Origin of the sequence: Halomicrobium urmianum, from assembly GCF_020217425.1 — an archaeon.
Taxonomy (GTDB): domain Archaea; phylum Halobacteriota; class Halobacteria; order Halobacteriales; family Haloarculaceae; genus Halomicrobium; species Halomicrobium urmianum.
Window position 1 is genome coordinate 808,231 of record NZ_CP084090.1, and the last position, 19,498, is coordinate 827,728.

The window sequence follows — 19,498 nt, forward strand, 5'->3', positions numbered from 1 at the left end:
CCCCTATTCGAGAGTACGACGACGGTCGCGCGCTGCAGCGTCTCTAGTAGAAAGTGAACGCACTGACACACTCGAAGGGTACTCGGGGTATCCTTCGAGGTGTCGGTAGTTTCGATTTCTGCTCTAGTCCCCGGGCGTCGGCGCGGTGTCGCCGCGGCGCTGGGCTCTGATCGTCGTGACGGCGAAGACGCTCGTCGCGAAGGCGATGAAGCCGGCGGCGGCGAGGAAGGAGGCCTCCGGGGAGACGAAGTCCTTGATCAGACCGATCAGCACCGGGCCCGTGACCTGCCCGACCTTCCACGAGATAGAGCGCAGCGACATGCTGGAGGCGACGGCGTCGTGCGCCTCGCCCTCGCCGACGAACAGGGCCATGCTCGCCGGGAGGCGGACGCTGTCGGCCAGCCCGAGGATCGAGAACGCGCCGAACAGGGCGAAGAAGGCGCCGCCCAGAGCCTGCGTGCGCCCGAACGCCTGGAACTCGATCGGCGTCACCGTCCCCTCGAAGTAGGCCGCCAGCGGGATCAGCGCCGTCCCGACGCCGTAGAGGCCGGCCCCGACGATCACGAACCAGTGGCGCCGGCCCACCCGGTCGGTCAGGTCGCCGACGTAGCCCTGCGTCAGCGCCTTCGTCAGCTTTCCGCCGGCCATGATCCACCCGATGGCGAAGGCGTTGATCCCGAACGTCGTCCGGGCGTAGATGGGCAGGAAGATGATCACCGCCATCTTGCCCACGCTGAAGGTCAGCCGGAAGGTCACCAGCGCGCGCAGCATCGGCCGGCCCAGCAGGGCCCGGAACGTCTCGACGCCCCCGGCGTCCTCGGGGTCCTTCTGCCCGCCGGGGTCGTCCCGGAGGAAGGCCCACACCAGCGCGAACGCGACGAGCGTCACCCCGCTCAGGACGGCGTAAGTGGTCGTGAACCCGTGGGCGTACAGCAGGTACCCGCCGACGACGTCGCCGGCGAGCGAGGAGATGGAGCCGAACTGGTTGTACGAGCCCAGCCACTGGCCGCGCCGGCCGTCCGGGCTGATCTCGCCGACGACGGTCGATCCGGTGACCCACAGGAGCGACGCGCCGAGGCCCTGGAGCATCCGCACGACGACGACGTGGACGGCGCTGTCGACGAGCAGGAAGCCGGCGAACACGCAGACGTTGACCAGGAAGCCCACCAGGAGGTACCGCTTCGAGTTGCCCACGTCGATCCGGCGGCCCAGCGGCAGGACCACGACGAGCTGGACGACGGCGAAGGCCGTCCCGAACAGCCCCTCGACGAAGCCGGTCGTGCCGAACAGGTCGGCGTACAGCGCCAGCGCGATGATGATAGTCGAGTACGCCTGGCTACGGGCGAAGGCAGTGCCGGCGAGGGCCGCGAACTCGCGGTCGCGCAGGAGGCCGATGGAGCCGCCGACGCGGGCCACTCAGCGCATCACCACGCCTAGAGAGGAGCGCAACGCCGCAAAAACCGCTCGGTCCCGGCATCCTTCGTTGGGGAACGGGGCGGCTACTTTTATTACTGGTAGCAATTCGGGCCCCCGAACTATCCGCCGGTACCCAAACCGACTGGTTGCCCCCACCCATGTACCCGACGATGCCCGGGACGAGAGCGTCGCTGGCCGCCGTCAGGGAGGCGCCGCGTTCGACAGTGGTGGTCGTCGGCGCGATCAGCGGCTCGCAGTTCGTCAACCACGCCTACCTCACGCTCTTCCCGCCGATCCTCGCCGTCCTCGAGGGGGACTTCGGCGTCGGTCTGGGTCTGCTCGGCGTGGCGCTGGGCGTCCAGGGGGCGACGAACACGCTCTTCCAGCTGCCCTTCGGCCACCTCGCCGACCGCTACGACCGGACGCTCGCGCTGGGACTGTCGTCGCTGCTCGGTGCCGTGGGCGTCCTCGCGACCGCCGTCGCTCCGGACTACGCCTGGTTCCTCGTCGGCCAGGCCGTCGTGGGAATCGGCGTCGCCGGCCACCACCCCGCCCACTACCCGCTCATCTCCGACGCGACCCCGGAGGACCTGCTCGGGCGCGCGTTCAGCGTCTACGGCTTCGGCGGGTCGCTGGGCTTCGCGGCCCCGCCCGTCATCCTGGGAAGCCTCGTCGCGACCGGCCGCTCCTGGCGACTCGGCGTCGGCGCCATCGGCGTCGTCGGCCTCCTGTACGCGGCGGGGATCACGCTGCTGTTCGCCCGCGGCGTGACCGACGACGTGACCGCGCCGAACGTCGATCCGGCCGCCAACGGCGGCGGTGAGGCCCCGTGGATCGAGCGCGCCCGGTCCTACGTCCGCGACCTCCTCGCGTCGCCGGGGATCCTCGCGCTCGCGCTGCTCGCGCTCGTGGGCTCGACGGCCAACTGGGGGTTCACCTCGTACGTCGTCGTCTTCCTCACCGACGGCTACGGCCTCTCGCTGTCGCTGGCGAACTACGCGCTGACGGGCGCGTTCGTCGCGGGCGCGCTCGCCGTCTTCCTCGGCGGCCACTTCACCGACCGGCGGGCGCCCGGTCCCGTCATCCTCTGGAGCTTCGGGCTCCTCACCGTTCTGTTCGCCCTGCTCGCGACGGGCCTGCTCCCGCCGCTGGCCGCGGCCGGTCTGGTCCTCGCCATCGGCGGCACGCGCGCCGTCGCCGGCCCCGCCCGGTCGAAGCTCACCGACGCCCTCTCCGAGAGCGGCGCGACGGGGACGAACTTCGCCGTCATCACCGTCGGGACGATGCTCGGCAACGCCGTCGCGCCCCCGGTCTTCGGGACCGTCATCGAGCGGTTCGGTCCCAGCGTCGCCTTCGCCGGCATCGCCGGGGTCTCCGTGCTGGCAGTCGCCGTCACGGTCTGGCTCGTCCGCCGGTTCGACGAGGCCTGAGGGCGGTCGCCGGGCCCCGCGCACGAACGCATTTGTGTTAGCGATTCAAAATGTTCGTATGGACTACGCCGACTACGTGGACGAGGTCAGCCCGACGGCGATGATCGTCTTCGGACTCATCCTGTTCCTGATCCCCGAACCCGCAAGCTCCGCGCTCGGTGCGGGTCTGATGGTGCTCGGCGGCGCGTGGCTGTTCTACGAGTGGAACAGGTAGCCGCTGACCGTCGGTCGCGCGTCTGACGTAGGCCTTTGTGGCCGTAGTTCCAGGGCAGGGGTATGAGCAGCGACGCGCGGACGGGCTCGCGGGAGGGGGACGCCCGAGGAGACGCGCCAGCGAACGGAGACGGCGACGGGGTGCCGGCACGGTCGTGTTCGTTCTGCGGAACCGCGACGCGGTCTCCGCTCGCGCTCCAGTGGTACGACCGCCCGGACGTCGACCGGCCCGCTGGCGTCCCAGACCACGGCGGGCTGGACCTCTGCCGGGACTGCGCCGACGAGGTGGTCGAACTGCTGTCGACCTGGACCGCGCTCGGGGCACCGCCCGTCAACGCCGACGCGCCCATCGCCGACGGCTACCGCCGCGTCGCCGACGCGTGTAGCTTCTGCGACGACCCGCTCGACGAGGGCGCGGCCGGCGTCGAGTGGTACGGGGTGGCCCGCGACGCCGACGCCGCGCCCGAGTACGCCAACTACGCGCTGTGCGAGGGATGCCGGACCGTCACCGGTCGGTTTCTGCAACACGTCCGCGACGACTGTCAGTGAGCGGCGACGGCCGCGTCGTCACCGGTCGGCGGTGACGTCGAGGTGCTCCTCGTACGCGTCCGCCACGGGTTCCGGGACCCGGTAGCTCTGCCACTCCGCCAGCGCCGTCGCCGCGAGGAAGCACAGGACGAACCCCGCCGCGACGGTCTTCGAATCGCCCGGGTCGAGCGTATCGAGCGTCCGGTGGAACCAGAACAGGTCCGTCAGGGGCGACGTCTGGTGGATGTCGCGTAATCGATCCGCGGCGACCGGGCTCACCCAGTGGAAGTCCGGCACCATCGCCCACCCGCCGCCAGCGAGGACCAGCGTCCGGGGAAACCGGACGTTCGGGATCAGGAAGGCGACCGCGAGGGTCGTCAGCCCCGCCCCGAGCGCGAAGTGCGCGATGGCCATCGACATGCTTCGATGCTCCGCCCACTGCATCTTAGTCGTACTCACTGCCCCGCCATCGAGACGCCGGAGCTCCCCGGGCTCCGTGCGGGATGCCGAGTGGTCTCCGAAGCGGATCGTCCGCAGTACTATGGTAGGGGCCCCCGTACCGTCGGGTAATGACGGGAGCGGTCCACGACACGTACGTCGCCGCCCTGCAGCACGGCAGCGCGGCCCTGCCGGAGGGGACGCGGAAGGTCGGCGTCGTCCGCAAGCCGACCTCGTGGTTCCACGGGGTCGTTGACGAGAACCGGCCGGAACTGGGGCCGCCGGCGGACCTGCTGGCGGAGTTCCAGAGTCGGGAGGAGGCGTTCAAGGCACAGGGAATGTGCGACGAGGGGGCGCACAACGCCACCTGGGAGGTGGTGGCCTTCGAGGAACGCTACCGGGAGCACCTGGAGAGCGAGGCGGCGCGGGCGGCGGTCGAGGACCTGCTGGACCTGCTGGAGGCGGGGACTGACGTGGCGCTGGTCTGCTACGAGAACACGGACCAGAAGCGGTGTCACCGGACGGCGTTGCGCGAGCATCTCGAAGCGCGCCTGTAGCGCGCGGTCACACGGTTTCCTCTCGCGCTCCGTCCCGAGCCTGTCCCTGACCCTGAAAAACCGTTATACACCTGCCGGGCGCAGTCGCCAGTATGGAGTACCGACGACTCGGCGAGACGGGACTGCAGGTCTCCCCGATCTGCTTCGGGACGTGGCGCTTCGGCAAGGAACAGGACGGCGTCGTCGAGACGGGCCGCGAGGAGGCCCACGAGCTACTGGACGCCTTCGCCGACCGGGGCGGCAACTTCATCGACACGGCCAACGGCTACGGTGGAGGCGACAGCGAGCGCTGGATCGGCGACTGGCTCGAGGACCAGGATCGCGAGGACTTCGTGATCGCCTCGAAGTGCTACTGGTCGCAGGTCTCGCGCTTCCAGGAGAACCTCTCGCGGAAGAACGTCCGCGCCGAGGTCGAGGGGTCGCTGGACCGCCTCGGCACGGACTACCTGGACGTTCTGTACCTGCATCGCTTCGACGACGAGACGCCGATCGAGCGGACGCTTCGGACGCTCGACGACCTCGTCAGCGAGGGGAAGGTCCACCACGTCGGCATCTCGACGTGCGACGCCTGGAAGCTCACCAAGGGCCTCTGGCAGGCCGACGTGAACAACTACGAGGCCTTCACCGTGACCCAGCCGCTGTTCCACGCGGCCTACTACGAGGACGTGAAGGAGTACCTCGACGTCTGCGCGGACCAGAACATCGCGGTCTGCCCGTACTCGCCGCTGGCCGGCGGCTTCCTCACGGGCAAGTACGAGCGCGCAGGCGACGGCACCTACGACCTCGACGCCCCGGAGGGCACGCGGGCCGAACTCGACGACCGCTTCCTAGACTTCTACGTCTCCGAGCGCGGCTGGCACGTCCTCGACGCCGTCCGCGAGGTGGCCGACGAGGTCGACGCCACGCCCGCTCAGGTCGCACTGCGCTGGCTGATGGACCAGCCCGACTTCGACTGCGTGCCGATCGTCGGCGCCCGCACCGTCGACCAGCTCGACGAGAACCTCGGTGCGCTGGACGTCGAGATCTCCGACGAGCAGTTCGACCGCATCTTCGAGGCGCGCTACGACGAGGACGGCTCGCTCTACCAGACGAACGCGTAAACTACCCCTCCCTACTCGCTCACAGCGTCGCCGTTCGCTTCGGTGCGGGTTCCGTCAGACGAGGTCTGACGACGTGCAGACTGTGAGTCTGCACTGGGGCTTTCGCGTGGACTCCCGTTCTGGCCGCCGTTGGCGGCAGGCTCGTAATTGCCATTCACGTTCACCGTCCCGCGATTCAAGCGCACGTTTACGGGTGCGCCTCCGCCCGACGACTTTTGCGCCGAGCGGAGATGCTTCAGACCAACGTTCTTCGCCGCGTTGTAGTCCGCATGGGGCGAGTAGCCGCACTTCAAACACTCAAACACGTCCTGTCCGTCCACAGTCGGGCGGTTGTCTTCGTGGGTGAATCCACACCTAGAGCATCGCTGGCTCGTGTATGCAGGACTCACCTGTTCGACTGAAATTCCGACCACCTCGGCTTTGTACTCGACGTACTCGAACAGGCGGCGGAACGCCCATGCGTGAAGCTTCTTGGCGCGAGGCATCCGCTCACGAGTCCCTGTCAGGTCTTCAAATGCAATCACATCACAGCCGGTTTCGGCGGCTTCCGCAACAAGTTCCTTTGAGACGGTGTGTAAGAAGTGATCGTAGCGTCCTGTCTCGGTGCGTCCAATCGACTGGATCGTTTCGTGGGCGGCTCGGGTCCCGCGCTGTTGGAGCGACCCGCGTCGCTTCTCGAACTCGCGGTGCCAGTGATTCAACTCCGATCCGTTCCAGAATGTGCCTGTCGAAGTGACGGCGACATTTTCGATGCCGAGGTCAACGCCGAGGACTGTCCTGTGCTCGTCGTTGCCTTTGTCGGCTGTCTCGAACTCCACATCCGCCTTTGTTCGGACGTGAAGGTAGAACTCGCCGTCGCGGTAGTGGAGTTCTGCGCCCGTCACTTCGTAGTCATCATCAAACAAGTACTCCGAGTGGGGAGTCTCGTGGTCCTCGTCAGGAAGGATGTACTCGGCGGTGATGCGTCCTTCGACGGTCGAGAGCGTGGCGTGGTCGTCGTTGAACGTCGCACACCGCTTGTCGTAGACCAGCGTCGGTGCGGAGAAGTGTGGTTTCCCCGCGTATTCGCCTTGTTTCCACCGAGTGACGACGCTCTGTACGGCGTCGGCAGCCTTGTTGCGGGCGTTCCGAACGAGATTTGCGTGGAGTCGCGTCTCGGCCCGCACGTCGTCGTAGGTTTCGCGCTGGAGATCGGCTTTGCTCGTCGTCTTGTACTTGCCTTGCCATGCGTAATCGACGACGTAGTTGGCGGCCCACAAGAATTCGGAGATGGTTTCGTGGAGGAGGTCGGTGTCGCTGTCGGCCACATCGAGTTTGACGGGCACGGTGCGACGTACCTCCATCCGTACTTTAGATGTGGAAATATGTTTTTATATTAATAACGATCCGATTGGGAACTGGCCAGCTAGTGGGGGTGGGTAGCGTCATGCCACGTCGGTTTCTTCTCCGGCCTACTCGCTTGCTTCGATCGTTCCTTAAGACCAGAGGCCTACCTTGGAGTACGCTGAGAGGCGCTCACTGCCGGCCGGCCTTGACAGTCGATTTCTCGCCGAAGGGCCATCAGAGCGCCGCGTATCGCGTCTCGTCTCGCAACGTCTCCCTGAGGAATGGTACCGATTGATATACGCCCGTTTACTCGCCTCAGAATAATATTTCAGATACGCCATCGATACGGGCAATAATTGAAAATTGTAAAGGTATAAGCGTGAGTGGGCCGCAGTGACTGATACGATGTCAGATCTCGGGATGACGGTCCAATCCCCGGCCGAGCGTCTGCCCGACCCCGCCGAGACGGATACCGTCGAGTACGATCCGTCGTTCGAGCGCCTGCGCGAGCACTCGCGCGACCTGGAGACCGAGACGGAGTTCGGCTCCCCCGCGTACGTGAGCGAGCACCGGTCGCGCAACGCCGACGCCACGAAGAACGCGGTCGACGACGAGTTCACCGCGAGCGACTACCAGTACGTCGAGACGGCCTACGACGCCGCCCACGAGCGGGAGATGGTCTGTCTCGACCGCCGGATCGGCCGCCACCCCGAGAACTCGTACGTCTGTCGCCTGTTCGTCCCGAAGCGGTACGCGCGCATCGCGCTGGCGTGGGGGAAGCTGCTGGAGCCCGTCGACGGGGACCCGGAGCCGGACTTCTACACCGTCCAGCTCCCCGACCACGACGAGGTCGCCGTCCGCGTGGTGCCCGACGCGGGCGTCACCGCCGTCCTCGGGAGCGACTACACCGGTGAGGCCAAGAAGTCGTTCCTGCGGCTGTTCATGTACTACGCGAAGCAGCAGGGCGGTCTGGGTCTCCACGCCGGGACCAAGCGCGTCGACCTGGAGACCGACGACGGGACGGAGACCGTCGGGCAGGTCTTCCTCGGCCTCTCCGGCACCGGCAAGTCGACGCTGACGGCCCACGGACTCGACCTCGAGGAACCGGAGGAGGCGACGATGCTACAGGACGACGTCTGCGCGCTCCGCCCCGACGGCTCCGTCGCCGGCAGCGAGGGGCAGGGCCTCTACGTCAAGACCGTCGGCCTCGACGCCGACGAACAGCCCGCTCTCTACGACGCGGTCACCCACGAGTCGGCCGTCCTGGAGAACGTCCACGCCGACGAGGACGGCGCCGTCGACTTCGACAGCGACGAGCACACGGCTAACGCGCGCGCCGTCATCGAACGCGACCACCTCGCCTCGGCCGACGACGAGATCGATCTGCCCGGGATCGACCAGGTGTTCTTCATCACCCGGAACCCCGCGATGCCGCCCATCGCGAAGCTCACGCCCGAGCAGGCCGCCGCCGCGTTCATGCTCGGCGAGTCGGTCCAGACGAGCGCCGGCGACCCGTCGAAGGCCGGCCAGTCCATCCGCGTCGTCGGCACGAACCCCTTCATCGTCGGCTCGAAGGGCGAGGAAGGCAACCGGTTCCGCGACCTCGTCGCCGACCTCGGCGCGGAGTGTTTCGTCCTCAACACCGGCAGCGTCGGCGACCGCGACGTCGGCGTCGACGACACGGTCGCCCTCCTTCGAGCAGTCTCCCGCGGCTCGATCGAGTGGCGCGACGACGACGCCACCGGCCTCACCGTGCCGGCGTCGGTGCCCGACATGGACGTGAGCCGCTTCGGCGTCGCGGACGCGCTCGACGATCACGAGGACTGCATCGAGCGCCTCCGGACCGAGCGCCGGTCGCACCTCGCGCGCTTCGACGACCTGGACGACGAGATCGAGGACGCCGTCTACTGACGGGCGGCGCTCCCGGCGCGCCGAGCGAACGATTTATTGACCGCCGTCCGACCACTGGAGCCATGCGCGAGGTTTGTCTCCCGCTGTTGCCGACGTGGGTCCGCTGGCTCGGCGTCGCCGTCGTCGCGGGCGTGATCTTCTACCTGTCGGTGCTGACCACGCCACCGGCGGAGCCCATCGCCAGACCGTTCTCGTTCATCCCGCTGGACAAGTGGCGTCACTTCCTCGCCTACGCCGCGTTCGGCGGGAGCCTCGGCTACGCGACGGCGGACTGGGACTGGTCGACGCGGCACCTCGCGGCGCTCGTGCTCGGTGCGACCGTGCTCTACGGCGTCGGGATCGAGGTCTGGCAGTCGTTCGTCCCGCGGCGGTACATGTCGCTCGGTGACGCCTACGCCAACGCGCTCGGAGCCGTCGTCGCCAGCCCGTGGTTCATCGTCCGGGAACGGGCCGAGTTCGTCGAACTCCGGGCGTGGCTCGGATCGCTGACCGGCGACGGAGAACCGGCCTGACTACTCCCTGACCGCGTCCAGAAAGTCGCCGGTGGCGTCGCGCCACGCAGCGATCAGTTCGTCGTCGTCCTCGCTGTCCCAGGGGTCGATCTCGTCCTCGTCCTCCAGCCACTCGATCGTGCGCTCGACGCCCTCGCGGAAGGAGATCGTGTACTCGAAGTCGAGGTCGCGGCGGGCCTTGCCGTTGTCGAATACCGTGGAGAACTGGAAGTGGTCGAGCAGCATTCCGGTCCGGTCGGGCACCGCCTCCGCGAGGACGTCCGTCGGGATGGAGACGAGTTCGGGTTCGGGCGCGCCCAGGGCGTCGGCGACCGCCTCGTGGTACTGTCGCCACGTGATCACCTCCTCGCTGGTGACGTGGTAGGCCTCGCCGTAGGCGACGTCGTTGCCGACGGCGTTCACGAAGGCGGCGGCCACGTCGTCGCGGTGACACGGGCCCCACAGGCCCTGGCCGTCGCCGTGGACGATTACGGGCTCGCCCTCGCGGAGGCGGTCCAGGTAGTACGTGCCGGTCCCCAGCGAGTGCAGGACGGGGCCGCCCTCGCCGTAGGTGCTCCACGGGCGGATCACGGTGGCGGCGAAGTCGCCGCGCTCGTGAGCGGCGAAGAACAGGTCCTCGCACTCGGCCTTGTCCGCGCCGTACTGGCTGACCGGTGGTTCCCGGGGAGCGTCCTCCTGCACGGGATTGGTCTCCAGCGGCCGGTGGTAGACGTCGACGGTCGAGCAGAAGACGTACTGCTCGATTTCGCCGGCGAACACCTCGATTGCCGCCTCGGCCTTGTCCGGCGAGAAGCACACCATGTCGATCACGCAGTCCGGGTCGACCTCGTCCCGGGCAGCGCGGAGGTCCTCGTCCTCGTCGCGGTCGCCGCGGGCGAAGTCGACCTCGTCGGGCACGTCCGCCTCGCTCTCGCCGCGGGTGAAGCAGGTCACGTCGTGGCCCGCCGCGACTGCCTGACGCGTGATGCCCGTGCTGATCAGGCCGGTGCCGCCGATGATGAGTACGTCCATGGCCGATGCGGGACCCGGAGGGTCTTAGCCTTCGGGGTGCCTACAGCAGGTACCAGGCCAGTAGCGCGACGATCAGCAGCTTCTTGAAGAGAACGACGGCGATGATCGTCTGCTGGAGCGACAGCGACCGGACCCGCTGGACGACGCCCCGGAGGAGCGCCGGCGACCGCGCGAGTTCGCGCGCGAGGAGTCGGAGTTCGGTACGGAACGTCTCGACCGGCGACCCCTGCCCCTCGACGTAGGACTCGTGGGCAGTGGGCACCCAGCGGTTCCCGGTGTAGACGACCTCGACCTGCGTCGATTCGAGGTGGCCGACCTGCTCGAAGTCGAATCCCTCGGACTCGGCCAGCGCCTCGAGCTGGCAGACGTCGCGGTCGTCGTCCAGGTCGTAGGTCAGCCGGACCGCCTCCGTCGTCCACTCGAAGCCCAGGCGCAGGACGACCTGGTCCTCGCCGACCCAGACGTCCCTGACGGTGGCGCGCTCGACGGTCCCCCGGCACTGCTTGCGCTTCCGGCGGAGGTGCTCGTAGTCAGAGGAGGGCGGACGCTCGGTCGTGGTGGTCGAGCGGGACATCTGACTGATTGACCTTCAGGACGCGATAGTTTAATACTCTGACGACCGGAAATATCTGGCAACCGGACTCGCCCCGCCGCCGGCGTCGCGCCGACCGGCGCAACCCTTTTCGAGGACTCCGCCGAGGTAGGGGTATGGCCACCTTCGACGTCGGCGTCCAGAGCGTCGTGTACAAGGAGTACTCGCTCTACGAACTGCTCGACGAACTCGGCGAGACGGGCATCGACCAACTGGAACTGTGGGGCCGCCACCTCGACGCCGAGGACGACGAGGAGACGGTCGCCGCGGCCGAGGACGCGATCGCCGACGCCGGCGTGTCCGTCTGCGGCCACGGCGTCGTCGACCTCGACGACACCGGGCAGGCCCGCGAGCACGTGGCCTTCGCCGACCGCATCGGCGCCGACTACGTCACCGTGAACTACCCGCCCGCGCGGGACGACGTCACGGAGGAGCTGATCGACCTGGCCGAGGAGTTCGATATCGACGTCGGGATTCACAACTACTCCTCGGTCCACCACGACGACCTCTCGAAAGTGTTCTCCTCCATCGACGACGCTCGCGACGTCCTCGACGAGTACGACCACCCCCGGCTCGGCCTCTGCGCCGACACCGGCCACTTCCTCGTCGAGGACGTCGACCCCGTGGAGGTGATCCGGGAGCTGGGCGACCGGATCAACAGCGTCCACCTGAAGGACACCTCCGAGGCGGAGGAGGAGGACGTCCCCGGCGCCGGACGGCTCGACCTCCCCTTCCTCGTCGACCTGCTCGACGAGCACGCGGACCTGGATGCGCCGCTGGTCATCGAGTACGAACTCCCCGCTGAGCGGGCGACGGAGGCGCTGATCGAGGCCGAGCGGAACGTCCGGGCGGCCCTGGACGACTGATCCTCCGCGCGGCGATCGACGGCTAGTCGTCTGCGACCCGGTACTCCGCCGGCGTCCCCCCGACGGCCTCGACGTCGCCGGCCTCGGCGAGGTCCTCGCAGGCGTCGCGGACGGCCGAGGTCGCGACGTCGCGGCTCCGCCGGGCGATGCGACGCTGGATCTGTCCGACGCGCAGCGGCTGGTCGGTGTCGGCCAGCAGCTCGCGCACGCGCCCGGCGGTCTCGTCGTCGGCCACGTGCGACCGTCGGGGCGTCGGCGACCGAAAGTGTGTCTCACTGGCCCGTCAGGCGCTCCGGCGCACTCAAGCGGGCGTCTCGCGAACCGTCAGCTCCAGGGTCTCGGGATCGAGCCGGTAGTAGCACTGCCAGACGGGCGCGAGGCTGACGGCACGCACGCCGTGAACGGTCGCCTCCGCGTGGCGCTCGTGGTGGCCGACGAGACAGAGGTCCGGCTCCAGCTCTTCGACCAGGCGCGTCACGTGCTCGCAGCCGGCGTCGTAGCCGTAGTAGATCAGTCCCTCCGGCGCCTCGTGGGTCATGAGGACGTCGACGTCCTCCAGGGCGGCGACCGCCTCGACGTCCTCGCGGACGAAGTGCCGCCGCCGGTCGCCCGAGAGTTCGCTACGGGGCTTGTCGTACTGCGTCGGCGCGTAGTTGCCGGAGAGGCCGGCGACGCGAAGGCCCTCGACCTCGGCCGCGGTGCCGGCCAGCAGGTGGGCGTTACTGACCTGCGCCGGCGATTCCCCCGCCCGGAGCGCGTCGATCACGTCGAAGTCCTCGTTGTTCCCCCCGACGAACCACGTTGGCACGGGGAGGTCGTAGCGCTGGAGGTCGCCGAGCTGGAGCGCGGCGTCGGCGTCCGCGTCGTCGTAGGCCGCCGCCAGGGCGTCGTCGTTGTCCGGATCCTCCGCCGCGTGCGCGTCGCCGAGGACGAGCATGGTCGAACGGTCGCGTTCCACCGGGGAAAGGCTGGCTACTGTCCGGCGAGCACGGGGTCCTCGTACTCCTCGCGGTAGACGTCCAGCGTCGCCTTCAGCGCGCCGATGATGATGGGGCCGACGAAGATGCCGATGAAACCCATCACCGTCAGCCCGCCGAGGATGCCGATGATGATGACCGCGGGGCTGACGCGGGCGTAACGGTCGACCACGACCGGGCGGAGGTAGTCGTCGGAGATGCCGACGATGATCGCGCCGTAGACCACGAGGAGGCCGGCCGCTATCGGCCGGCCGATCGTGAAGAGGTAGATCGCCGCCGGCCCCCACACGAGGAAGGAGCCGACCACGGGCAGCAGCGAGAGGACGATCATCACGGCCGTCCAGAAGAAGGCGTTGGGGACGCCCGCGACGAACAGACCGGCCCCGGCGAGGGAGCCCTGGATGATGGCGACGAGGACGTGCCCGGCCAGCACGGCGTTGGTGATGTGGTTAATCGACTCGAAGAGGTCGTCTTCGACGTGGTCCGGGAGCGGCAGCACCCACCGGAGCCACTCGAAGAAGGACTCGCCGTCGCGCAGGAAGTAAAAGAGGAGAAACAGCGTCAGACCGAGCCCGACGAGGACATGCGTCAGGGTACCGAAGACGTCGATGGCGCTGCCGAGCGCCTCCATCCCGCCGTTGCCGGCGGCCGACTGGATCGACCCGACGACGTCGACCTCGACGCCGAGGAGTTCCTCGAGGCCGGCCTCGAACTCCTCGAGCCCCTCCCCGCCGGAGCCCAGTTCCTCGACGAGCGCGGCGGCGTCGGCGGCGACGGCCCGAATCACAAACGCCAGCGGCAGGAGCACGGCGACCGTGACCGCCGCGGAGAGCACCGCCGCGGCCTTCGAGGGACCTGTGTGGCGTTCGAGCCGATGCTGGAGCGGGGCGAGCACCGACGCGAGGACCACGGCCAGCAGGAAGTACTCGAGGTACGGGAGCACCATCAGCGTCGACACCATCAGGAGCACGCCGGCGACGCCGAGGAGGAACACCTTGCTCGTGTCCATACCCGTCACAGGGCTCGAACGGAGAAAATGTCGGCGACTGTGGCGTTCGGTCCGAGCGGACTCGGCGGCGGGCGACAGCCTGCCGCCGACCGCGCGTCCGCGGTTGACCGTGCCGGCCGGGCCCTCAACTGTCACGGGGCCCTACCGGGCGGCATGCCCGATCCACCCGCCTACGAGGTCGCGGTCGTCGGCGGCGGCCCGGCCGGCCTGACGACGGCGCTGTACACGACGCGGCTCGGCCACCGGACCGCCGCTTTCGAGCGCGTCGGCGGCCGCCACGCCGCGGTCGACAACGTCCACAACGTGCTCGGCGTCTCCGAGGACGTCTCCGGGAGCGAACTCGCCGAGCGGGGCGTCCGCCAGCTGGAGGAGTACGGCGCCGACTACCACCCCGACTCCGTCGACGCCGTCGAGCGCGACGGCGACCGGTTCCGGATCGAGGGGGCCCACGGGACGGCCACCGCCGAGCGGGTCGTCCTCGCCACCGGCTTTTCCGACGAGGGACCGGGCGTCCCCGGGCTGGAGCGGTTCACCGGCCGGGGCCTGCACTACTGCCTGCACTGCGACGCCTACACGCTCGGCGACGGGGCGACGTTCGTCCTCGGGCACACGGAGCACGCCGCTCAGGTCGCCATGCTGCTCCTGCACTTCACCGACGACGTGACGCTGCTGACCGACGACGAGGCGCCCGAGTGGAGCGACGAGACGGCGGCCCAGCTCGAGGCTCACCCGGTCGAGCGCGTCGACGCGGAGGTGATCGGCGCGTTCGCGGAGGGCTCCGGCGGGTCGACGGTTCTCGAAGAGGGCGGCGTCCGCGGCGGCCCGGCCGGGGAGTGGCTCGGCGGACTCACCCTCGCCGACGGCACCGAGCGGGAGTTCCTCGGCGGCTTCGCCGTCTACGGGCTGGAGTACAACAACCGGCTGGCCGCGGACCTGGGCTGCGATCTGGCCGACGACGGCGCCGTCGCGGTCGACGAGGTCGGTCGGGCGAGCGAGGACGGCGTCTACGCCGTCGGCGACGTCACCCACGGCCAGAACCAGACGCCCGTCGCGCTGGGCGACGGCGCGCGGGCCGGCATCGCGCTCCACAGGGACCTCCGGGCGTTCCCCGTCGACGCCGACGCCCTCGACGCGGTCGACCCGACGGACCTGCGGGTGCCCGGCGCGGCGGCCGAGCTCAGGGCGCGGATGCGCCGCGACCGCGGCAGGGACCACCACGCGGGGCTGCGCGACCCCCGGTCAGACGAGTGAGCCGCCCGCCCCGGTGGGTGAGCCCTACCCCCGCCGGTCCGTAGTCCGTCGGGGGAGCGACAGCGTCGTCATCACCGGCAGATGGTCGGAGGGGTACTTGCCGTCGCCGTACGTGTCCGAACAGGCGCCGTGGATGTGGATCTCCACCTCCGGGGTGACGAACACGTAGTCGATGCGCTTCTCCGGCACGAGGCTGGTGAAGTCGGTCACCGTCGTCTCGGGGCCGTGGTGGTCGTGGTTGGCCGCGTAGTGGGCGTCGAGCAGCGTCCGCTCGCAGCCCACCGAGGTCGTCATCCGGTCGTAGGGCTCCTCCGACTCGCGCATGTTGAAGTCGCCCGTGACGATCACGGGGTCCCGCGGGGAGAGCTCGTCGATCCGGTCCCGGAGAAGGGCCGCGCTCTCGCAGCGCGCCTCGTCGCCGGCGTGATCGAAGTGCGTGTTGTAGTGGGTGAACTCGATCCCGGTGTCGATCTCACGGAGGTGGGCCCACTTGACGAGCCGCGGGAGCATGGCGTCCCAGCCGACGCTCCCCGGCTCGTCGGGCGTCTCGGAGAGCCAGAAGGTCCCCTCGTCCTCGAGGTTGAACCGCTCGCGGTCGTAGGCGATGGCGGCGTACTCTCCGGCGCTCTCGACGTCCCCGCCCCGCCCCGCGTACAGCCACTCGTACCGGGGCAGCCGCTCCCGGAGGTCGTCGACCTGGTCGTGCAGCGCCTCCTGGAGGCCGATCACCTCCGGGTCGTGGAACCGGATGACGCTGGCCACCGCGTCGCGGCGCTTGCGCCAGACGTACTCCGTGTCCTTCGGGTTGTCGTACCGGACGTTGTAGGTCATCACGTCGAGACGGGAGGGCATGGCCTACGAGTACAGCTCCGCGGTGATCTGGTCCTCGTTGTGCGTGATCACGTCGTGAACGGCCCGGAGGTCCTCGTCGCTGAGCCCCGAGTTGCCGGTCGTCGCGCCCCGGACCGTCGAGAGCCGCGAGGCGACGTAGCCTTTCGTCCAGGCGCGCGCGACGGGTGACAGTCTGTCGTCGTCCTCGTCGAGCAGCTCTTCGTCGGACAGCGACGACCGCATGTCCCTGGCCAGCCGCGCCGAGAAGTTGTTCAGGAAGAGGTCGAGGAACTTTCGCTCCGCGTCGTTCATGTCGCCTGAAAGGAGCTCCACGGCCAAAGGCGTTGGCTCGCCCCCGAACGACCGCCGCTGACGGCGTCGCCGAATCTCCACTGGTCCTCGGAACCGCTCGTAGAAGCAAGCCGTTACCGGCGAGTAATCGTACATTTTCAGGCGAACGCGGGGCTTACGATAACGAATGCCCCTCGTACAGCCGACACGGTTAAAGATTCCGGAGTTCTATATCGGCCACCCTCGTCGTATAGCGGCGACTTGACAGGACCCGATTCGACAGGGACCGATCGACGCGGCGTTCACGGAATTCGATCGCTATGGTCACGATACTCTACACCTTCGACAGGCGTTTCATGTGGAAAACGTTCGAGGCGATCGACGGGCACGTCGACCGGGCGTCGGCCGCGTTACCCCTGCGGCAGTCGGCGCGGGGATCCCAGTCCTCGATCCCCGAGGTCGACGCCCCGATAGAGTCCGCCGCCGACCTCGACGCCGCAGTCGCCGAGATAGACCCGGACGTCGTCGTCCAGAACCACCGGTTCGAGGCGGCGGTGCTGGACGAGCGGCCGTCCTACCACGACGACTACCCCGTCGTACACGTCCGCCACGGGGCCTCCGTCGGCCGGGGCGAGGTCCACAACACCACCCGGGACCTCGGCGACGTCGTCGACGTGGCCCTCGCGCCCGGCGAGCGGTGGGCCACGGCGTACCGCGAGTCGATGGCCGACGACGTGCGCGTCGCCGTCGTCGGCGTCCCCGAGGCCGACGACCTCGTCGCGGCCGACCCGCCCCGCGAGCGGCGGGTCCTCTACGCCCCGACCAACCACAACTACGGCGGCGGGAGCTACGTCGAGACCGCCGAGGACGTCCTCGACGTCTTCGAGGGCTCCGAATACGAACTCCGCTTCCGTCCCCACCCGATGGACCGCCAGGAGGAACCCGGCAAGTCCGTCACCGAGCGCTGCCGCGAGCGCATCGCCGACCTCCCCAACGTCGTCTTCGACGACGCCGACACCCCCCGCGAGAGCATGCTCGACGCCGACCTGCTGCTCTCCGACTACTCCGGCATCGTCACCGAGTGGCTCCACACGGGTCGCCCGCTCGCCCAGCTCACCGACGTCGCCGCCGACGCCGACGTCCCGCCGCTGGGCTATCGGACCGACGACCTCTCTATCGAGGCGATCGATCGGCTCTACGAGGACGGCTATCCGCCGGACGTCGAGCGGCGGGTCGACGAACGGATCGCCGAACTGGGGATTCCGATGGACGGCCGCGCCGGCGAGCGGGCCGCCGAGGAGGTGCTGGCATGCACGCAGTGATCCTGGCCGCCGGCGAGGGCAGCCGGATGGGCCCCCACACCGACGACGTTCCGAAGGCGTTCATGGACCTCGGCGGGGAGACGCTGTACCGGCGCCAGCGGGACGCCATCGACCCGTACGTCGACGACGTCACCGTCGTCCTGGGCTACGCCTACGAGAACGTCGTCGATCGGCTCGGCTCGGCGCGGCCCGTGATCTTCGAGGACTGGGCCGACTACGAGAACGCCGAGTCGCTGCGCCGCGGGACGGCCGGCGTCGACGACGACGTGCTCGTGCTGAACGGGGACGTCCTCGTCGCCGGGTCCGTCATCGAGCGGGTCGTCGACCGCTTCGAGGCGGCACCTGGCCGGAGCGTGGTGGCCGCCATTCCCGGCCACCAGGAGGGCTCGACAGCCGTCCGGTCCGACGACCGCGGCGTCGTCACCGACTACGGGATGATCCGCGGCCACCGGCACGCCGGTCTCGGCGTGGTCGATCGGTCCCACCTCGACGAGGCCCGCGCGCACCTCGCCGCGCACCGCGACGAGTGGTACCCGGGCATCTACACCCGGGTCGTGACGGAGATGGTCCCCATCCCGTCCGGCGGTCACGTCGAGATCAACTACCCTAGCGACAGGGCCGCCGCCCGCGACAAACTCCCGCTGGACGCCCCTGACGGACTCGACCTTCAGACGTCGGCGACCCACGAGTGAATTCGAGGCGGTTCGCACAGGAGCGTTCTCGGGCGACGTTCAGCGCGGACGTCTGCGAGACGCGTTCACCGTCCGCTGTGACGGAGACCGTGGCGTGGAAACGACTGCTTTCTCCGGGGATCCCGGTCGATTGACGATGGAGAATCGGCCGCCGGAAGCGTGAAGCGAAGCCGTTAATGGGAGGCTTCGCCTTGCGCGGGTAATGCGCCTCATCGCGCACCGTGGGTGCGCCGACCAGTATCCCGAGAATACCGTCGCCGCGGTCCGGCAGTCGGCCCGGTACGCCGACGCTATCGAGGTCGACGTCCGCCGCTGTGGCTCCGGCGAACTCGTCGCCTTCCACGACGAGCGCGTCGACAGGCTGACCGACGCCGAGGGCCGCGTCGCCGACCTCCCCTGGGACCGCCTGGGCGACCTGGAAGTGCTCGACTCCGGGGAGACCGTTCCCCGCCTCCGGGCCGTCCTCGACGCCGTCCCCGAGGGCGTCCGCGTCCAGGTCGAACTGAAGGAGACCGGACTGGCCGCCGACGTCCGCGACGCCGTCGCCGGCGTCGACCGCGAGGTGGCCGTCTCCTCGTTCGACGAGACGGCGCTGGCGGCGGTCCGCGACCTGGAGTGGGACGTGCCGACCGGCTTCCTCTTCGAGTCCGATCCCGAGGCCAACCTCGCGACCGCGCTGGAGCTGGGCTGCGACGCCGTCCATCCCCACTACGACTGCTGTCTGGAGACGGACGTGGTCGACGCCGCCCACGCCGCCGGACTGGACGTGATCGCCTGGAAGGCCCTCGAAACCCGCGAGGAGTTCGCCGCGCTCCGGGAGGTCGACGTCGACGGCGCCACCGCCGACCGGTGGGACATCGCGCCGACGAGCAAGGCCGCCCCGGCGGCCTCCGACTGACGCCGCCGGCCACTGCTCGCTACGCCGGGGTCATCCGGTCGTCGATATTAGGGGCATTATATCCCAACGTACAGTTTAGATAATATGCCGGATAGCCTTATGTGTCTGATCGGACAATCGACAGGTAGCCATGAGCGCAACCGCAACCGACTGGAGCGACCCGGAGACCTGCCCGTTCTGCGGCGACGACCTCGTCGACCCCGGCGCCGGCTTCGTCGACCACATCGGCGAGAACCCCGACTGCGAGGACAGCTGGAGCAACTGGCGCGACAACCTCGCCGGCGACGTCCGCGGCGAGTGGGCCGGCTAGCGCGCGACCGACAGTAA

At 69.0% G+C, this 19,498-nt stretch carries 23 protein-coding genes; 13 read left to right on the forward strand and 10 right to left on the reverse strand.

Annotated features, from left to right (window positions below):
* Positions 1-123: 123 nt before the first annotated feature.
* Positions 124-1,416, reverse strand: a complete 1,293-nt coding sequence (locus tag LCY71_RS04040) for an MFS transporter (RefSeq protein WP_225335086.1) — start codon at positions 1,414-1,416, stop codon at positions 124-126.
* Positions 1,417-1,586: 170 nt separating this feature from the next.
* Between LCY71_RS04040 and LCY71_RS04045 the strand changes: the two genes are divergently transcribed.
* The 3 genes from LCY71_RS04045 to LCY71_RS04055 all read left to right on the forward strand — a co-directional run bounded on the left by LCY71_RS04045 (position 1,587) and on the right by LCY71_RS04055 (position 3,608).
* Positions 1,587-2,846: an MFS transporter gene (locus tag LCY71_RS04045; RefSeq protein ID WP_225335087.1), complete on the forward strand. Its 1,260-nt coding sequence runs from the start codon at positions 1,587-1,589 to the stop codon at positions 2,844-2,846.
* 58 nt (positions 2,847-2,904) lie between these two features.
* Positions 2,905-3,060 (forward strand): hypothetical protein, encoded by a 156-nt coding sequence (locus LCY71_RS04050; protein WP_225335088.1) that lies wholly within the window; start codon positions 2,905-2,907, stop codon positions 3,058-3,060.
* Between the two features lie 62 nt (positions 3,061-3,122).
* The gene (locus tag LCY71_RS04055; RefSeq protein ID WP_225335089.1) at positions 3,123-3,608 is read left to right on the forward strand and encodes a hypothetical protein; all 486 of its coding nucleotides are present in this window, start codon (positions 3,123-3,125) and stop codon (positions 3,606-3,608) included.
* Between the two features lie 18 nt (positions 3,609-3,626).
* Here LCY71_RS04055 and LCY71_RS04060 read toward each other — a convergent pair whose 3' ends face one another.
* Positions 3,627-4,031: a hypothetical protein gene (locus LCY71_RS04060; RefSeq protein ID WP_225335090.1), complete on the reverse strand. Its 405-nt coding sequence runs from the start codon at positions 4,029-4,031 to the stop codon at positions 3,627-3,629.
* A gap of 125 nt (positions 4,032-4,156) precedes the next feature.
* On the opposite strand from LCY71_RS04060, the gene LCY71_RS04065 reads away from it, so the two are divergent.
* Positions 4,157-4,582, forward strand: a complete 426-nt coding sequence (locus LCY71_RS04065; protein ID WP_225335091.1) for a DUF488 domain-containing protein — start codon at positions 4,157-4,159, stop codon at positions 4,580-4,582.
* Between the two features lie 92 nt (positions 4,583-4,674).
* Positions 4,675-5,682: an aldo/keto reductase gene (locus LCY71_RS04070; protein ID WP_225335092.1), complete on the forward strand. Its 1,008-nt coding sequence runs from the start codon at positions 4,675-4,677 to the stop codon at positions 5,680-5,682.
* An 11-nt stretch (positions 5,683-5,693) separates the two neighbouring features.
* Here the strand turns inward: LCY71_RS04070 and LCY71_RS04075 are convergent, their stop codons facing one another.
* Complete coding sequence (locus LCY71_RS04075) at positions 5,694-7,025, reverse strand: RNA-guided endonuclease InsQ/TnpB family protein (RefSeq protein ID WP_225335093.1); 1,332 nt, start codon at positions 7,023-7,025, stop codon at positions 5,694-5,696.
* Positions 7,026-7,413: 388 nt separating this feature from the next.
* Here LCY71_RS04075 and LCY71_RS04080 point away from each other — a divergent pair, with 388 nt between their 5' ends.
* Both LCY71_RS04080 and LCY71_RS04085 read left to right on the forward strand, forming a co-directional pair.
* Positions 7,414-8,919: a phosphoenolpyruvate carboxykinase (ATP) gene (locus LCY71_RS04080; protein WP_225335094.1), complete on the forward strand. Its 1,506-nt coding sequence runs from the start codon at positions 7,414-7,416 to the stop codon at positions 8,917-8,919.
* A gap of 62 nt (positions 8,920-8,981) precedes the next feature.
* Positions 8,982-9,431 carry a VanZ family protein gene (locus LCY71_RS04085; RefSeq protein WP_225335095.1) on the forward strand — a complete coding sequence of 150 codons (450 nt, stop codon included), beginning with the start codon at positions 8,982-8,984 and terminating at the stop codon, positions 9,429-9,431.
* On the opposite strand, the gene LCY71_RS04090 is transcribed toward LCY71_RS04085, so the two are convergent.
* Both LCY71_RS04090 and LCY71_RS04095 read right to left on the reverse strand, forming a co-directional pair.
* Positions 9,432-10,442, reverse strand: a complete 1,011-nt coding sequence (locus LCY71_RS04090) for an NAD-dependent epimerase/dehydratase family protein (RefSeq protein WP_225335096.1) — start codon at positions 10,440-10,442, stop codon at positions 9,432-9,434. It abuts the gene before it with no gap.
* 40 nt (positions 10,443-10,482) lie between these two features.
* Positions 10,483-11,016, reverse strand: coding sequence for a hypothetical protein (locus LCY71_RS04095; protein ID WP_225335097.1), 534 nt, complete (start codon positions 11,014-11,016; stop codon positions 10,483-10,485).
* A 134-nt stretch (positions 11,017-11,150) separates the two neighbouring features.
* Between LCY71_RS04095 and LCY71_RS04100 the strand changes: the two genes are divergently transcribed.
* Positions 11,151-11,900, forward strand: a complete 750-nt coding sequence (locus tag LCY71_RS04100) for a sugar phosphate isomerase/epimerase family protein (protein WP_225335098.1) — start codon at positions 11,151-11,153, stop codon at positions 11,898-11,900.
* Between the two features lie 22 nt (positions 11,901-11,922).
* Here LCY71_RS04100 and LCY71_RS04105 read toward each other — a convergent pair whose 3' ends face one another.
* The 3 genes from LCY71_RS04105 to LCY71_RS04115 form a co-directional block, all read right to left on the reverse strand.
* The gene (locus LCY71_RS04105) at positions 11,923-12,135 is read right to left on the reverse strand and encodes a hypothetical protein (protein WP_225335099.1); all 213 of its coding nucleotides are present in this window, start codon (positions 12,133-12,135) and stop codon (positions 11,923-11,925) included.
* A 66-nt stretch (positions 12,136-12,201) separates the two neighbouring features.
* A complete protein-coding gene (locus LCY71_RS04110; protein WP_225335100.1) occupies positions 12,202-12,837 on the reverse strand; it encodes a metallophosphoesterase family protein in 636 nt (211 codons plus the stop codon).
* Positions 12,838-12,872: 35 nt separating this feature from the next.
* Complete coding sequence (locus LCY71_RS04115) at positions 12,873-13,886, reverse strand: AI-2E family transporter (protein ID WP_225335101.1); 1,014 nt, start codon at positions 13,884-13,886, stop codon at positions 12,873-12,875.
* A gap of 153 nt (positions 13,887-14,039) precedes the next feature.
* Here LCY71_RS04115 and LCY71_RS04120 point away from each other — a divergent pair, with 153 nt between their 5' ends.
* Positions 14,040-15,137, forward strand: a complete 1,098-nt coding sequence (locus LCY71_RS04120) for an NAD(P)/FAD-dependent oxidoreductase (protein ID WP_225335102.1) — start codon at positions 14,040-14,042, stop codon at positions 15,135-15,137.
* Between the two features lie 24 nt (positions 15,138-15,161).
* Here the strand turns inward: LCY71_RS04120 and LCY71_RS04125 are convergent, their stop codons facing one another.
* Positions 15,162-15,989, reverse strand: a complete 828-nt coding sequence (locus LCY71_RS04125; RefSeq protein WP_225335103.1) for an endonuclease/exonuclease/phosphatase family protein — start codon at positions 15,987-15,989, stop codon at positions 15,162-15,164.
* A 3-nt stretch (positions 15,990-15,992) separates the two neighbouring features.
* A complete protein-coding gene (locus LCY71_RS04130) occupies positions 15,993-16,280 on the reverse strand; it encodes a hypothetical protein (RefSeq protein ID WP_225335104.1) in 288 nt (95 codons plus the stop codon).
* Positions 16,281-16,579: 299 nt separating this feature from the next.
* On the opposite strand from LCY71_RS04130, the gene LCY71_RS04135 reads away from it, so the two are divergent.
* From LCY71_RS04135 to LCY71_RS04150, 4 genes are all read left to right on the forward strand, one after another.
* On the forward strand, positions 16,580-17,581 hold the full coding sequence (locus LCY71_RS04135) for a CDP-glycerol glycerophosphotransferase family protein (RefSeq protein ID WP_225335105.1): 1,002 nt from the start codon (positions 16,580-16,582) through the stop codon (positions 17,579-17,581).
* A complete protein-coding gene (locus tag LCY71_RS04140) occupies positions 17,569-18,273 on the forward strand; it encodes an NTP transferase domain-containing protein (protein WP_225335106.1) in 705 nt (234 codons plus the stop codon). The genes LCY71_RS04135 and LCY71_RS04140 overlap by 13 nt, the downstream gene beginning before the upstream one ends.
* 202 nt (positions 18,274-18,475) lie before the next feature.
* On the forward strand, positions 18,476-19,171 hold the full coding sequence (locus LCY71_RS04145) for a glycerophosphodiester phosphodiesterase (RefSeq protein WP_225335107.1): 696 nt from the start codon (positions 18,476-18,478) through the stop codon (positions 19,169-19,171).
* A gap of 130 nt (positions 19,172-19,301) precedes the next feature.
* Positions 19,302-19,481 carry a DUF7501 family protein gene (locus LCY71_RS04150; RefSeq protein ID WP_225335108.1) on the forward strand — a complete coding sequence of 60 codons (180 nt, stop codon included), beginning with the start codon at positions 19,302-19,304 and terminating at the stop codon, positions 19,479-19,481.
* The last annotated feature ends 17 nt before the right edge of the window (positions 19,482-19,498 follow it).